Origin of the sequence: Nonomuraea africana, assembly GCF_014873535.1 — a bacterium.
GTDB classification, from domain to species: Bacteria; Actinomycetota; Actinomycetes; order Streptosporangiales; family Streptosporangiaceae; genus Nonomuraea; species Nonomuraea africana.
In genome coordinates, this window is sequence record NZ_JADBEF010000001.1 from 5,585,611 (window position 1) to 5,599,093 (window position 13,483).

The window sequence follows — 13,483 nt, forward strand, 5'->3', positions numbered from 1 at the left end:
CCCGGAATGACGCCTACCGTCCAAGCAAGCGCTTGGTAAGCTACAGTGGTGGACAGGAGGCGCCCATGAGCACACACGCCGCCCGGCTGATAGTGGCGGACAGCTGTGACGGCAGGCCGCCTGTCGTCCCGCACCACACCGTCAACGGAGCCGCGATGCACGGTAACGGCCATCTGGAGGGACGGCGCTTCAGGTCGGTGCTGAGCAGGTTCGCCACCGGCGTCGTGGCCATCACCGCCCTCGACCCCGACACGGGCGAACCCGCGGGGCTGGCCGCCAACTCCTTCACCTCGGTCTCCCTCGACCCGCCACTGGTCGCCTTCTGCGTCGCCCATACCAGCACCAGCTGGCCCAGGCTCAGGGCGGCCAAAACGGTGACGGTCAACGTGCTCGCCGAGCACCAGCAGCCGGTGTGCGCGCAGCTGGCGGCCAAGGGCGGCGACAAGTTCGCCGGGCTGTCGTGGACCCGCTCCCCCGGCGGCAACCCGCTGCTGGAAGGGGCGCTGGCCTGGCTCGAGTGCTCGATCGAGGCCGAGCACCCCGCGGGCGACCACGTGATCGTCGTCGCCAGGGTCCACCAGCTCGACGCGCACGCCGACGGCGGTCCGCTGGTGTTCTACCGCGGCGGATACGGACGCTTCACCTCATGACGCTCAGGCACGAGGCGAGGGCTTGGCTGGAGTCCGCGCTGACCGGCGAGTTCGCGCACGCCCGCGGGCTCGGCGGCCCCGGCCGCGAGCACGAGGGCCACGACATACGGCACGCGTGGGAGCGCCACCTGGGCAGGGCGGGCTGGACCTGTCTCGGCTGGCCGAAGGAGTACGGCGGCCGCGCCGCCTCCCTCGAGGACCAGATCGCCTTCCACGAGGAGTACGCCAGGGCCGACGCCCCGGCCCGTGTCGGCCACATCGGCGAGGGGCTGATCGGCCCGACCATCCTCGACTTCGGCACCCAGGAGCAGAAGGACCGCTTCCTGCCGCCGATCCAGCGCGGCGACGAGCTGTGGTGCCAGGGCTACTCCGAGCCGGAGGCGGGCTCCGACCTGGCCGGTGTGCAGACCAGGGCGGTGCTCGACGACGGCGAGTGGGTGGTCACCGGCCAGAAGGTGTGGACGTCGCTGGCCCACGTGGCCGACTGGTGCTTCGTGTTGTGCCGTACCGAGGCGGGCTCGAAGCGGCACCATGGGCTGTCGTACCTGCTGGTCCCGATGCGCCAGGCGGGCGTCGAGGTGCGGCCGATCAAGCAGCTCACCGGCACCGCGGAGTTCAACGAGGTCTTCTTCGACGGCGCCAGGACGGCCGCGCAGAACATCCTGGGCGCGCGCGGCGAGGGCTGGCGGGTGGCGATGGCCACGCTCGGCTACGAGCGCGGCGTCTCCACCCTGGGCCAGCAGGTCGGCTTCCAGCGCGAGCTGTCCAAGGTGATCGCGACCGCGAAGCGGACGGGCGCCTTCGGCGACCCGCTGGTCAGGGACCGCCTGGCCCGCTCGTGGCTGGAGCTGCGGATCATGCGGCTCAACGCGCTGCGCCCCGACACCGAGCCGACGATCGCCAAGCTCTACTGGTCGCGCTGGCACCAGCGCCTCGGCGAGCTGGCCCAGGACGTGCTCGGCAAGGAGGGCCTGGTGGGCGAGCTGGACGACCTGCAACGCCTCTACCTGTTCAGCCGCGCGGACACCATCTACGCGGGCTCGAGCGAGATCCAGCTCAACATCATCGCCGAGCGGGCGCTCGGACTGCCCCGAGAGCCGAGGACGGAGCCGCGATGAGCCCGCAGCCCCCCTACCCCCGCTCACACGGCCTGCTCGACGGCCGCGTCACGCTCGTGACGGCCGCGGCGGGCACCGGCATCGGCTACGCGACCGCCAGGCGCTGCGCGGAGGAGGGCGCGACGATCGTCATCTCCGACCGGCACGAACGCCGCCTGGCCGAGGCGGCCGAGGCGCTCGCGGAGCTGACGGGGGTCAAGCCGCTGGCCGTACCGTGCGACGTGACCTCGGAGGCGCAGGTGCGCGCGCTGTTCGAGGCGGCGCTCGAGGCGCACGGGCGCCTCGACGTGCTCGTCAACAACGCCGGCCTCGGCGGTACGGCGGAGCTGAGCGAGATGACCGACGAGCAGTGGCACGCGGTGCTCGACGTGACGCTGACGGGAACGATGCGCTGCACTCGTGCCGCCCTGCGGCACATGGTCCCGCAGGGCTCCGGCGTGATCGTCAACAACGCCTCGGTGATCGGCTGGCGAGCCCAGCGCGGGCAGTCGCACTACGCGGCGGCCAAGGCCGGGGTCATGGCGCTGACCAGGTGCGCCGCGCTGGAGGCGGCCGAGCACGGGATCAGGATCAACGCGGTCGCGCCCTCGCTCGCCATGCACCCGTTCCTCGCCAAGGTCACCACCTCGGAGGTGCTGGACGAGCTGGCGGGCAGGGAGGCGTTCGGCAGGGCCGCCGAGCCGTGGGAGGTGGCCAACGTGATCGTCTTCCTGGCCAGCGACTACTCCGGCTACATGACCGGAGAGGTCATCTCGGTTTCGAGCCAGCGCGCCTGATATCCTGTCTCGCAGGGTATAGTGAACTCATGAATATGACGGAGCCCATGTTCCTGGCTCTGACCGCCCTGGTGGACGAGCCGCGCCACGGCTACGGGATCGTCCAGGAGGTCGAGCGGCTGTCCGACGGGAAGGTCCAGCTCAAGATCGGCACGCTCTACGGCGTGCTCGACCGGCTGGCCGCCGAGGGCCTCGTCGCCCTCGACCGCGAGGAGGTGCAGTCGGGCCGGCTGCGCCGCTACTACCGCCTCACCGACTCGGGCGAACGCGCCCTGCAGACGGAGGTGGCCAGGCTGTCGGGAACCCTGCAGACCGCCACCGAACGACTGAGCGCCCGCCGGGGCGCCGTCTCCACCCGCCCCTCGGTCGCCGGAGGCGCCGCATGAGCCTGCTCGAACAGCGCTACCGCTTCGTCCTGCGGATGCTGCCCGCCTCCTACCGGGCCGAGCGCGAGGAGGAGATGGTCGACGCCTTCCTCGACGCCGCGGAGGGCGTCCGCGACGAGGACAACGTCAGACCCAGCCTGTCGGAGATCGCCTCCGTCGCCGGGCTGGCGGTCAAGACCAGGATCGGCGGCCTCGGCGCCCCGCCCCGCGCCAGGGTGACGGGCGACGCAGTCCGGCTGTTCGCACTGCTCGGGCTCGGCTACCACGCCGCGCTGGCCTGGGACAGCCTGGCCGCGCAGGTCGCCGCCTTGGGCCTGGCGGAGCCGACGCCCGAGTACGTCACCACCGCCGACGCGCAGTGGGTATGGACCACCGTGTGGATCGCGCAGGGCCTGGTGTGGGCGGCGGCGTTCGCCATGCTCGCGCTGGCCAGGCTGCGGCCCGCCAAGGTGCTCGCGGTAACAGGCCTTGCCGCCTTCGTGCTCACGGCCGCCGTCAGCGCGCTGCTGTGGCCCGAGACCCTCGACTGGAGCACCCTCGCATTCCTGTTCGCCACCGCCCTGCCGGTCGTGGCGCTGCTGACCGCCTACCACGAGGACGCGCCGCCGGTGCGGGCCTCCACGCCGCTGACCGCGGCGCCCCTGGGGGTGGCCGTGCTCTACCAGGCGCTCGCCCTGACCGTCGGGCCGCGCGTCGCGGACTCACCCGCCGAGAATCTGGGATGGCTGGTCCCGTGGCTGGACCCGCAGGGCGTGGCCACCGCCGCGCTCCTGGTGGCCGGGGTGGTGTGCCTGACAAGGCGTGCCAACCCCGCCCTCCTGCTGGCCCTGGCCATCGCCGCAGCGCCGCTGATCGCGATGAGAGTGCCCTTCGGCTACATCGGCGCCGAAGGAGACGGGGTCCAGGCACTGACCATCACCATGTTCGCCCAGGCCGCCGCGCTCGCCGTCCTCGCCGTGGCGCTCAGCGCCGCGGCCATGCGCGCGCTCCCGCGCCTCGGCGCCCTCTCGGGGGCCGACCAGGGACATCCCGCCTAGTCGAGCGGGGACGCGCGGCCTACTGTGCGAGGTATGGCGTCACAGAGCCGCGCGTCCCACCTGCTCGATGTCCTGCTGGCCGAGTTCGGCCCCTCGATCGAGCGTGACTCGCTCTCCTTATTGCAGCGCAAGTTCAGCGCTATTTAGCGAGGAACCCGGGCGTTCACACACGGGAGGAGTCGCTTTCCGGTCGTGGGGTTTGTGAATGTCTGGTCGTCGGCCCGGGCATTTCTTGTTCTCGATGTACTCCTTGATGATGCTCACCGGTGCGCCGCCGCAGGAGGCGGTGAAGGAGGACGGGGACCAGAAGTGGCCGCCGCCACCATACTCGCGGACATGGGAGCGAACTCCTTGCGCAGGAGTCGGGCCGAGACGCTCTTGAGGCTGTTGACCAGGATCGACGGGGCGACTTTACATACCTCGATCATGATTTCTTCGCAGCGGCGCGGTAGTTCGTCAGTTCGTCGGTGAAGACCCCGCGCCAGCACTTTTGGGCGGTATCCGTGACCGGGTACGGCTTCGCAGGCCCCAGCGGGTCACACTGCACTCCTGGAGCTTCCACCAATTGGGAAGCTTCATCGCCTACAAGGCCGCCCGCGCCGGGGTCGCCGTGGTGTATGTCGATCCGGCATACACCTCGCAAGCCTGCTCGACCTGCGGACATGTGGACAAGAAGAACCGGCCCGACCAGGAAACCTTCCTCTGCACGTCGTGCGGCTTCGCTGAGCACGCCGACGTCAACGCGGCCCGCAACATCGCCTCACGCGGGGTGGCGGGCTGGGCAGTGAGTCACGCTGCCGACGACGCGGCCTGAACCGTCGAACCCATCGACGGCGAGGAGCTGCAAGCTCGGTCCCTTCAGGGCCGAGAAGCTGACAAACGGCCGCATCCCAGTCCTGTAGCGACCCGCCGAGAAGCCCGTTTCCTCCCGGAGCTCCCGCGACCCGCCCAGAAGACGGTCCCATCTCCAGGCGCCGGAGCCTGTGCAGAGAGGGGCGGGTTCTGGCTATGGCGACCGACCGGTCGGTATGGCATGCTCCAGAATATGAGTCTGTTCTCCGTGGAAGGCAAGACGGTCGTCGTCACCGGCGGCTCCAGGGGCATCGGGCGGATGATCGCGGCCGGGTTCGTCGCGGCGGGCGCCACTGTCTACATCTCCGCCCGCAAGACGGCCGAGGTCGAGAAGGCCGCCGCCGAGCTGGGGTGCGTCGCCGTGCCCGCCGACCTGTCGACGCCCGAAGGCGTCGGCGCGCTGGCCGAGGCGGTCGAGGGGCCGCTGCACGTGCTGGTCAACAACGCGGGGGCGACCTGGGGCGCGCCGCTGGAGGAGTATCCGGAGCACGCCTTCGACAAGCTGTGGGGCATCAACGTCAAGGGCGTCTTCTATCTGACCCAGCGCCTGCTCCCCCGGCTGCGCGCCGCGGCCACCCCCGACGACCCGGCCAGGGTGATCAACATCGGCTCTGTGGACGGCATCAGGGTGCCCTCGATGGAGAACTACGCCTACTCGGCGGCCAAGGCGGGCGTGCACATGCTGACCAGGCACCTGGCCAGGCAGCTCGCACCCGAGCACATCACGGTGAACGCGATCGCGCCCGGGCCGTTCGAGTCGAAGATGATGGCCTTCGCGCTGGACGACCCCGCCACCCGCGAGCTGGTCGCGGGCGGCGTGCCGCTGGGCAGGATCGGCCGCCCCGACGACATGGCCGGAGCGGCGATCTTCCTGTCCTCGCGCGCGGGGGCCTACCTGACCGGCACGGTGATCCCCGTAGACGGCGGAATCACCGCCTGACGACACGGACGAACCGGCCAATCGAGGCTGCTCACCCCCACAGGCGGGTCGAGATCCATGACGTCGCGGGCGGGCGTGTCACAGGCGGGCGAACCAGTCGAGGGGGAAAGGGGGCTGGGCGAGGGGCGCGACGGCCAGGCGCATCAGGGTGAGCGGGTTGTCGTCACCGGCGATGCGGTTGGCGTCCAGTTCGCCGCAGAAGGTGCAGCGATGGATGATCTGCCATTCGCCGCCCTGCCGTACGTGGATGGCGATCGGCGCCATCCCCGCGGAGCAGTCGGCGGCGCGGTCGCCGGGCGTGCGGTCGACGTGGCGCGACCACAGGCAGGTCGGGCAGTGGTTGCGGTGGCGGGTGCCGGGAGCGTCCATGGGGACGTCGAGGCGGCAGTGGACACAGCGGAACGAGCTCTGACGAGGCAAGGGAGTAACACCTTCGAGGCGATGACGGACGGGACCACCTGGGCCGCCACCACGCCAGGCGGAGTCAGCCCCGCCGGATGCTCCGGCGGGGGCGTGATTCCGCACGAGGGCGCACGACGGCGACCTCGGGGCCCGCGGGCATCAACATTCCCCCTTCGAGTGCTCGTGCCCGCAGTCAACCAATCCGTCCCGTTCGCCGCAACGGGTTTTCTCCGGTCGAGCGCTTACGCCTCGTGGAGTGCACTGATGGCGCCGCCGTGCCTGGGTCCTGGCCTCAGAGGAGCTGGCCCAGCGCCCTGGCCAGGCGATCCGCCGCGCCTTCGCTGTAGCGCAGGAACAGGTAGGGCTCGGTCAACTCGAGCTCGATCAGCGCGGGGCTGCCGTCGGCCAGCCTGACCAGGTCGACCCTGGCGTACAGCAGGTCGCCCCCGATCTCCGCGAGCACCTTCTCGGCCAGCTCGAACTGGTCGGGGGCGGGCGTGCGCAGCTCGGCGCGGGCGTTGTCGGCGAGCGTCTGACCAGGGGCCAACATCGCGTTGCGCCGTACGGCGTGGCTGAAGGTCCTGTTGAAGTAGAGCAGCGAGGTCTCGCCCTCGGTCTCCACCATGTCGAGGTACGGCTGGACCATCGGCGTGCGGCCCTCGGACTCGAGCCTCGCGGCGTGCGCCTCGGCGGCGGCCCGGTCGATGGTCCTGATCGTGTCCCTGGCGCCTGCGGAGATCGCGGGCTTGACGACGTACTCGTCCCACCGCGGCAGGTCACTGGAGGACCAGTGGGTCGGCACGATCGGCACGCCCAGCTCACGCAGGTAGGTCTTGTCGGTGTTGGACTCGATGACGGCCGCCGGGTTGAGCAGCTTCGTCACGCTCGCCGCCCGATGGGCCCAGCCCACGAACTCGGTTCGCCTGCCGACGTAGTCCCACACCGAACGGATCACGGCGGCGTCGAACACGCTCCAGTCGATCTCGGGATCGTCCCATGAGACCGCCTTGCCCTCGATGCCCGCCGCACGCCATGCGCCGAGAACGAGCTCCCGCTCGTCGTCGTGGTCGTCGCGGTCATCGAACGTCACATAGGCACAGATAGTCATCTCAGGATCGTACGTTGCCGGACAAAAGGCGCGAGCCGGGCCTGCGACGACCCGGCTCGCACGCTCAGCGGGGCTGACTAGTCGACCGCGACCCTGACGCCGACCCAGCTCCCGTTGGTGCCGGTGACGGCGTTGCCGTTGATGTTGTTGACGTTGGTCGCCCGGCTCCCGCCCACGTTCCCCGCGAACACGTTGCCGAAGTTGTTGCCGGACTGCGACGCCTCGCTGTTGCTGCTGCTGTTGTGGGTGTGGGTGTCGGCGCCGGCCGGCGCGCTCATGAGGGTGGCGCCGGCGGCGGGGACGACGATTCCGGTGACGCAACATATAACCGAGGGTGGCGAATAGGTAGCAGTGAGTAATCAGAAGATTATTCTGCGCCCTTCACGCTCCGTAGACGGGCTCAGGAGCGGGCGCCTCCTCCAGGAGCCTGGCGACCGCGTCACCCACGTCGGCCGGTTCCCAGCGGGCCCCACGGTCCACGCCGGGACCATGGGTCCAGCCGGTGGCCAGGGAGATCCGTCCGCCCTCCACCTCGAAGACCCGGCCCGTCACGTGCCCCGACCGCGTCGAGCCGAGCCAGGCGACCAGCGGGGCCACGTTCGCCGGATCCATGGGGTCGAAGCCGCTCTCGGGCCTGGACATGGCGCCGGCGAACACCTCCTAGGTCATCCGGGTCCTGGCGGCGGGGGCGACCGCGTTGACCGTCACCCCGTAGCGGGCCAGCTCGGCGGCCGCGACCTGGGTGAGCGTGGCGATGCCGCCCTTGGCCGCCGCGTAGTTGCCCTGGCCGACGCTCCCGAGCAGCCCCGCGCCCGAGGAGGTGTTGATCACCCTGGCCGCCACCCGCTCGCCCGCCTTGGAACGCTCGCGCCAGTGGGCGGCGGCGTGCCGTAGCGGGAGGAAGTGGCCCTTCAGGTGGACCCTGATGACCTCGTCCCACTCGTGCTCCGTCATGGAGACGAGCATCCTGTCGCGCAGGAACCCGGCGTTGTTGACCAGCACGTCGAGCCTGCCGTACGCGCTGACGGCCATCTTCACCAGCCGGGCGGCGCCGTCCCAGTCGGCCACGTCGTCGCAGTTGGCCACCGCGTGGCCGCCGAGCGCCTCGATCTTCTCGGCCACCGCGAGGGCGGGCCCGCCCGAGCGGCCGCCGCCGTCGCGCGCCGTGCCGAGGTCGTTGACGACCACCTTGGCGCCCTGCCTGGCGAACTCCAGCGCGTGTTCCCTCCCGATGCCGCGGCCCGCCCCCGTCACGATCACGACTCGGCCTTCGCAGATCCCTGTCACACGGCCTCCTGCGCCTTGGTTATCCGGAGATTTCATCAGATGCGACCCACTTCCAGGCAGGGGTCTCGCCGCCTCCGTGCAGGAGAATCTGCGCGCCCGTCACGTAGCCCGAGCCCGCCAGCCACAGGCAGACCTCGCCCACGTCGGACGGCCTGGCCATCCGACCCGCGGGGATGGTGGCGCTCATCAGCTCGGACCGGTCCCCGTAGTGCTCGGTCGCGTTCTCCGTCTCGGCCAGGCCGACGACGACCGTGTTCACCCTGACGTCGGGAGCCCACTCGGCGGCCAGGCAGGCGGCCAGGTGGTGCAGTCCCGCCTTGGCGGCGCCGTAGGCGGTGGTGCCGGGCGAGGGACGGGTACCGCTGGTGCTGCCGATCATGATCACCGTCCCTTGGGCGGCGGAGAGCAGCGGGTGGGCGCGCTGGGCGGCCAGGAGGGGGGCGGTGAGGTTGAGCTCGATGACGCGGGCGTGCAGGCGGGGCGAGGTTCCCGCGACCATGGCGTACGGCGCGCCGCCCGCGTTGTTGACCAGCACGTCGAGGCGCTCCAGGCCGCCGAAGAGCCGCTCCAGGTCGTCGGGGTCGCGCACGTCGGCCCGCACGAACCGCGCCACCCGCTCCGCACCCTCGCCAACCCCGGCCGACCCACCACCGGTCCCCCGGGACCCCCCAACCCCAGGGGTCTCCATTCCGCCGCGCGCGCCATCCCCAAGGAGAGCGCCGCCTTCCGGCCGAGGTGGCGGGGGTGTCGCCAACCCTTCGGGTGGAGGTGGCCTGAGCGATGCGGCCCCTTCTGAGCGGAGGCGGCCATCGGAGGGTCCTGGGAGCGGGGGTTGAGTGGGGAAGAGGGCGCCGGACCCGTGGAGTCGAGCGGTGACAGGGGTCTCCGGTGGGGTGCGGGCGCAGACGATCACGGTGGCGCCCGCGGACAGGAACGCGCGGGCGATTCCCCTCCCGAGCCCCTTGGTCCCACCCGTCACCAGGACGACCTTGCCGGTGTAGTCGAAGGCGATCACGGATGCTACGGTACCAAGCAAGCGTTAGGTATCGACAGGAGCGCCATGCCCATCACGACGCACTCCGGACCGATCGCCGAGGTGGTCGTCGACGTCCCCCCGGTCAACGCCCTGCGCGTGCGCGACTGGCACGACCTCGCCCTCGCCGTACAGGCCGCCGGACAGGACCCCGCGACCAGGGCCGTGGTGCTGCGAGCGGAGGGTCGCGGGTTCAACGCGGGCGTCGACATCAAGGAGATGCAGGCGACGGCGGGCCACACCGCGCTGGTCGAGGCGAACAAGGGCTGCTACCGGGCCTTCGCCGCCGTCTACGACTGCGAGGTGCCCGTGGTGGCCGCGGTGCACGGGTTCTGCCTGGGCGGCGGGGTCGGCCTCGTGGGCAACGCGGACATCGTGGTCGCCAGCCAGGACGCCTACTTCGGGCTGCCCGAGGTGGACAGGGGCGCGCTGGGCGCGGCGACGCACCTGGCCAGGCTGGTGCCGCAGCACCTCATGCGCGCCATGGTCTACACATGCAGGAACGTCACCGCCCACGAGCTGCACGCGTTCGGCTCGGTGCTCGAGGTGACCCCGCGCGACAAGCTGCGCGAGGCGGCGCTCGCCGTCGCCGAGGTGATCGCCGAGAAGGACCCCTACGTGATCCGCCGGGCCAAGGAGTCGCTCAACGGCATCGACCCCGTGGACGTCAAGCGCAGTTACCGCTTCGAGCAGGGCCTCACCTTCGAGCTCAACCTCGTGGGCGCGGGCGACGAGCACAGGGAGAGGTTCCTGCGGTGAGCAAGGTCATGACGGCCGCCGAGGTCGCGGCCCGGATCGAGAGCGGGATGACCGTCGGCGTCGGCGGCTGGGGCTCGCGCCGCAAGCCGATGGCCCTGATCAGGGCCCTGCTCGACACGCCCGTGACCGATCTGACGATCATCTCGTACGGCGGTGCCGACGTCGGCATGCTGTGCGCGGCGGGCAAGGTGCGCAAGGTGGTCGCCCCTTTCGTCACGCTCGACACCATCCCGCTGGAGCCGCACTTCAGGGCCGCGCGGCAGGGCGGCGCGATCGAGTTCGCGGAGTACGACGAGGGCATGTTCATGTTCGGCCTGCTCGCCGCCGCGCACCGGCTGCCGTTCCTGCCGACGAGGGCGGGGCTCGGCTCCGACGTCATGCGGGTCAACCCGGGGCTGCGGACGGTGCGCTCGCCGTACACCGAGGAGGATCTGGTCGCGGTCCCCGCGCTGACGATGGACGTGGCTCTGGTGCACCTCAACAGGGCCGACCGGCGGGGCAACGCGCAGTACCTCGGCCCCGATCCCTACTTCGACGACCTGTACGCCAAGGCCGCCACGAGCTGTTACGTCTCCTGCGAACGGCTCGTGGACAGCGCGGACCTGCTGAAGGAGGGGCCGGTCCAGTCGCTGCTGATCAGCAGGACGTTCGTCACGGGCGTGGTCGAGGCGCCGGGCGGGGCCGGGTTCACCTCGTGCGAGCCCGACTACGGCAGGGACGAGGCCGAGCAGCGCCGTTACGCGACGACTCCATGGCGGGAGTACCACGATGAGCAGGGCTGATGTGTGCGTCGTCGCCTGCGCAGAGGCGTTCAGGGGCGACGGGGAGATCCTGGCGGCGGGGATCGGCGGGCCGATCACGACGCTGGGGGCGCGGCTGGCCAGGATGACGTTCGAGCCTGACCTGCTGACCACCGACGGGGTCTGCCACCTGACGGGCGACGATCCCCAGGTGACGGAGGGCTGGCTGCCCTTCCGCGACCACCTGTGGCTGGTGCTGACCGGCAGGCGGCACGTGTTCATGGGCGCGTCGCAGATCGACAGGTTCGGCAACACCAACATCTCCTGCATCGGCGCATGGGAGCGGCCGAAGGCGCAGCTCCTCGGGGTGCGGGGGGCGCCGGGGAACACGGTCTGCTGCCCCACGAGCTACTGGATCCCCCGCCACTCGCGGCGCGTCTTCGTCGAGCGGGTGGACCTGGTCTCGGGGGTGGGCGGGCCGCTGCTGCGCCGGGTGGTGACCGACCTGGCGGTGCTCGACCTGCGCACGCCGGACGGCTCGATGCGGCTGGCCTCGGTCCATCCGGGAGTCACGGTCGAGGAGGTGGTGGCGGCGACGGGCTTCGAGCTGGTGATCCCCCCCGACGTGCCCACCACCCGCGGCCCCACCGAGGAGGAGCTGCGCGTCCTGGAGGCGCTGGACCCCGGCAACCTGCGCGAGGCGATGTGAGGACCGCGCTCACCGACCTCGTCGGCTGCCGCCATCCGATCGTGCAGACCGGCATGGGCTACGTGGCGGGCGCCCGCCTGGCCGCGGCCACCTCCCGCGCGGGAGGGCTGGGCGTCATCGCCGCCGCGACCATGTCCGTCGAGCAGATGACGACGGCGATCCGCGAGGTGAAGGAGCGCACCGACCAGCCCTTCGGCGTCAACCTCCGCTCCGACGCGGCCGACGCCGCGGAGCGGGTCGAGGTGCTGATCCGCGAGGGCGTCCGGGTGGCCTCCTTCGCGCTGGCGCCCCGTCAGGAGCTCATCGCACGGCTGAAGGAGGCGGGCGTGGTCACCATCCCCTCCGTCGGCGCGCGCCGCCACGCGGAGAAGGTCGCGGCCTGGGGCGCGGACGCGGTGATCGTGCAGGGCGGCGAGGGCGGCGGCCACACCGGTCCGATGCCCACCACGCTGCTCCTGCCCCAGGTCGTCGACTCCGTCGACATCCCGGTCGTCGCCGCGGGCGGCTTCTTCGACGGCCGCGGCCTGGTGGCGGCCATGGCGTACGGCGCGGCGGGCATCGCCATGGGCACGCGCTTCCTGCTCACCCAGGACTCCCCCGTGCCCGACGCGGTCAAGCAGATCTACCTCGACTCCACCGACACCCTGGTGACCCGCAAGGTGGACGGCGTGCCGCACCGCGTGCTGGCCACGCCGTTCGTCGCCTCGCTCGAACGCACCAGGCTGCTGCGCGCGGTGGTCAACGGCGCCCGTTTCAAACGGCTGTCGGGGCTGACCTGGGCGCAGCTGATCGGCGAGGGCCGCAGGATGCGGAAGGGCAGGGATCTGTCCTGGGCCCAGGTGCTGCAGGCGGCCAACACCCCCGTGCTGCTGCGGGCCGCCATGATAGAAGGCCGCACCGACCTCGGTGTCATGGCCTCGGGGCAGGTGGTCGGCGTGCTCGACGACCTGCCCACGTGCGAGGAGCTGATCGCCAGGATCATGGCCGAGGCGGAGCGGACGCTGGAGCGGCTCACACCACCGTGAGGCCGCGCGCGCCGAGGATGGCGTTGGCCTGCGCCTGGTTGATGACCGCGCCGGCGAAGGCGCGCACCTTGGCGTCGTCGGGCTCGCCGAGATCGGCGCCGCGCAGGTCGGCCTTGGCGAACACGGCCCGCAGCACCTTGGTGCCGGTCAGCCGGCAGTCACTGAAGACCGCCTCGGTGAAGTCGCAGCCCGACAGGTCTGCGTCGTCGAACCTGATGCCGTCGAGCACTTGGCCGCGCAGCGTGCAGCCGCCCAGGTTGGCCATGATCAGGTTGGACCGGGAGAGACGGAAGCCGGTCCCCCTTGATCCGGTGAGCGAGGCGCCGATCATCCGGCAGCCGGTGAACGAGGCGTCGGTCATCAGCGCGCCGCCGAAGTGCGCGGACGACAGGTCGACGTCGGTGAAGACGGCGTCGAGCAGGTCGGCGTCGGTGAACCTGGCCCGCAGCCCGCCGCCGCCGGAGAACACCGCGCCGTCGAGGTCGGCTTTGCGGAAGTCGGTCCCCTCCAGCACGCACGACTCGAATCTGGCCCCCGCCAGCGACGCTCCCCAGAGATCGGTGTCGGTGAGGTCGCACTCGCGGAAGACGTGCGGCTCGTCCCCCTTCAGTCGCTCGGTCAGTGATGTGCCTGAGAGGTCCTCGCCGTCGAAGTTCACGAC

At 71.2% G+C, this 13,483-nt stretch carries 15 protein-coding genes and 4 pseudogenes; 11 read left to right on the forward strand and 8 right to left on the reverse strand.

Features of this window, described 5'->3' with window-relative positions; translation table 11 throughout:
* Positions 1 to 65 precede the first annotated feature (65 nt).
* The 5 genes from H4W81_RS26420 to H4W81_RS26440 are packed head-to-tail and all read left to right on the forward strand — an operon-like array spanning position 66 to position 3,967.
* Positions 66 to 650, forward strand: a complete 585-nt coding sequence (locus H4W81_RS26420) for a flavin reductase family protein (protein ID WP_397126294.1) — start codon at positions 66 to 68, stop codon at positions 648 to 650.
* Positions 647 to 1,768, forward strand: coding sequence for an acyl-CoA dehydrogenase family protein (locus H4W81_RS26425; protein WP_192777284.1), 1,122 nt, complete (start codon positions 647 to 649; stop codon positions 1,766 to 1,768). Before H4W81_RS26420 ends, H4W81_RS26425 begins: the two co-directional genes overlap by 4 nt.
* Entirely contained in the window at positions 1,765 to 2,544 is a 780-nt protein-coding gene (locus H4W81_RS26430) for an SDR family oxidoreductase (RefSeq protein ID WP_192777285.1), read from the forward strand. The genes H4W81_RS26425 and H4W81_RS26430 overlap by 4 nt, the downstream gene beginning before the upstream one ends.
* 29 nt (positions 2,545 to 2,573) lie before the next feature.
* Positions 2,574 to 2,930, forward strand: a complete 357-nt coding sequence (locus H4W81_RS26435) for a PadR family transcriptional regulator (RefSeq protein WP_225958803.1) — start codon at positions 2,574 to 2,576, stop codon at positions 2,928 to 2,930.
* Positions 2,927 to 3,967, forward strand: a complete 1,041-nt coding sequence (locus tag H4W81_RS26440; RefSeq protein ID WP_192777286.1) for a hypothetical protein — start codon at positions 2,927 to 2,929, stop codon at positions 3,965 to 3,967. The genes H4W81_RS26435 and H4W81_RS26440 overlap by 4 nt, the downstream gene beginning before the upstream one ends.
* Positions 3,968 to 4,084: 117 nt before the next feature.
* Here the strand turns inward: H4W81_RS26440 and H4W81_RS50140 are convergent.
* A pseudogene (locus tag H4W81_RS50140) lies at positions 4,085 to 4,288 on the reverse strand (transposase); the annotation flags it as partial.
* Positions 4,289 to 4,457: 169 nt separating this feature from the next.
* Here H4W81_RS50140 and H4W81_RS26450 point away from each other — a divergent pair.
* Both H4W81_RS26450 and H4W81_RS26455 read left to right on the forward strand, forming a co-directional pair.
* Positions 4,458 to 4,781, forward strand: a pseudogene (locus H4W81_RS26450) (RNA-guided endonuclease InsQ/TnpB family protein); the annotation flags it as partial.
* 231 nt (positions 4,782 to 5,012) lie between these two features.
* Positions 5,013 to 5,759, forward strand: a complete 747-nt coding sequence (locus H4W81_RS26455) for an SDR family oxidoreductase (RefSeq protein WP_318781969.1) — start codon at positions 5,013 to 5,015, stop codon at positions 5,757 to 5,759.
* A gap of 78 nt (positions 5,760 to 5,837) precedes the next feature.
* Here the strand turns inward: H4W81_RS26455 and H4W81_RS26460 are convergent, their stop codons facing one another.
* From H4W81_RS26460 to H4W81_RS26485, 6 genes and pseudogenes are all read right to left on the reverse strand, one after another.
* Positions 5,838 to 6,179, reverse strand: a complete 342-nt coding sequence (locus H4W81_RS26460; RefSeq protein ID WP_225958804.1) for an RNHCP domain-containing protein — start codon at positions 6,177 to 6,179, stop codon at positions 5,838 to 5,840.
* A gap of 274 nt (positions 6,180 to 6,453) precedes the next feature.
* Entirely contained in the window at positions 6,454 to 7,269 is an 816-nt protein-coding gene (locus tag H4W81_RS26465; protein ID WP_192777289.1) for an ATP-grasp domain-containing protein, read from the reverse strand.
* A 77-nt stretch (positions 7,270 to 7,346) separates the two neighbouring features.
* Entirely contained in the window at positions 7,347 to 7,547 is a 201-nt protein-coding gene (locus tag H4W81_RS26470; RefSeq protein WP_192777290.1) for a hypothetical protein, read from the reverse strand.
* Positions 7,548 to 7,650: 103 nt separating this feature from the next.
* Positions 7,651 to 8,592, reverse strand: a pseudogene (locus tag H4W81_RS26475) (SDR family oxidoreductase).
* Positions 8,576 to 9,169 carry an SDR family oxidoreductase gene (locus tag H4W81_RS26480; protein WP_318782516.1) on the reverse strand — a complete coding sequence of 198 codons (594 nt, stop codon included), beginning with the start codon at positions 9,167 to 9,169 and terminating at the stop codon, positions 8,576 to 8,578. Before H4W81_RS26480 ends, H4W81_RS26475 begins: the two are co-directional and overlap by 17 nt.
* Before the next feature lie 282 nt (positions 9,170 to 9,451).
* Positions 9,452 to 9,571: pseudogene (locus H4W81_RS26485) on the reverse strand (SDR family NAD(P)-dependent oxidoreductase); the annotation flags it as partial.
* Positions 9,572 to 9,616: 45 nt separating this feature from the next.
* Here H4W81_RS26485 and H4W81_RS26490 point away from each other — a divergent pair.
* From H4W81_RS26490 to H4W81_RS26505, 4 genes are read left to right on the forward strand one after another with little or no spacing between them, the layout of a single operon-like run.
* The gene (locus H4W81_RS26490) at positions 9,617 to 10,348 is read left to right on the forward strand and encodes an enoyl-CoA hydratase family protein (RefSeq protein WP_192777291.1); all 732 of its coding nucleotides are present in this window, start codon (positions 9,617 to 9,619) and stop codon (positions 10,346 to 10,348) included.
* Between the two features lie 8 nt (positions 10,349 to 10,356).
* Entirely contained in the window at positions 10,357 to 11,130 is a 774-nt protein-coding gene (locus H4W81_RS26495) for a CoA transferase subunit A (protein ID WP_192781057.1), read from the forward strand.
* On the forward strand, positions 11,117 to 11,797 hold the full coding sequence (locus H4W81_RS26500) for a CoA-transferase subunit beta (RefSeq protein ID WP_192777292.1): 681 nt from the start codon (positions 11,117 to 11,119) through the stop codon (positions 11,795 to 11,797). The genes H4W81_RS26495 and H4W81_RS26500 overlap by 14 nt, the downstream gene beginning before the upstream one ends.
* On the forward strand, positions 11,794 to 12,822 hold the full coding sequence (locus H4W81_RS26505; RefSeq protein ID WP_192777293.1) for an NAD(P)H-dependent flavin oxidoreductase: 1,029 nt from the start codon (positions 11,794 to 11,796) through the stop codon (positions 12,820 to 12,822). Before H4W81_RS26500 ends, H4W81_RS26505 begins: the two co-directional genes overlap by 4 nt.
* On the opposite strand, the gene H4W81_RS26510 is transcribed toward H4W81_RS26505, so the two are convergent.
* The gene (locus tag H4W81_RS26510) at positions 12,809 to 13,480 is read right to left on the reverse strand and encodes a pentapeptide repeat-containing protein (protein WP_192777294.1); all 672 of its coding nucleotides are present in this window, start codon (positions 13,478 to 13,480) and stop codon (positions 12,809 to 12,811) included. The genes H4W81_RS26505 and H4W81_RS26510 overlap by 14 nt on opposite strands.
* Positions 13,481 to 13,483 lie beyond the last annotated feature (3 nt).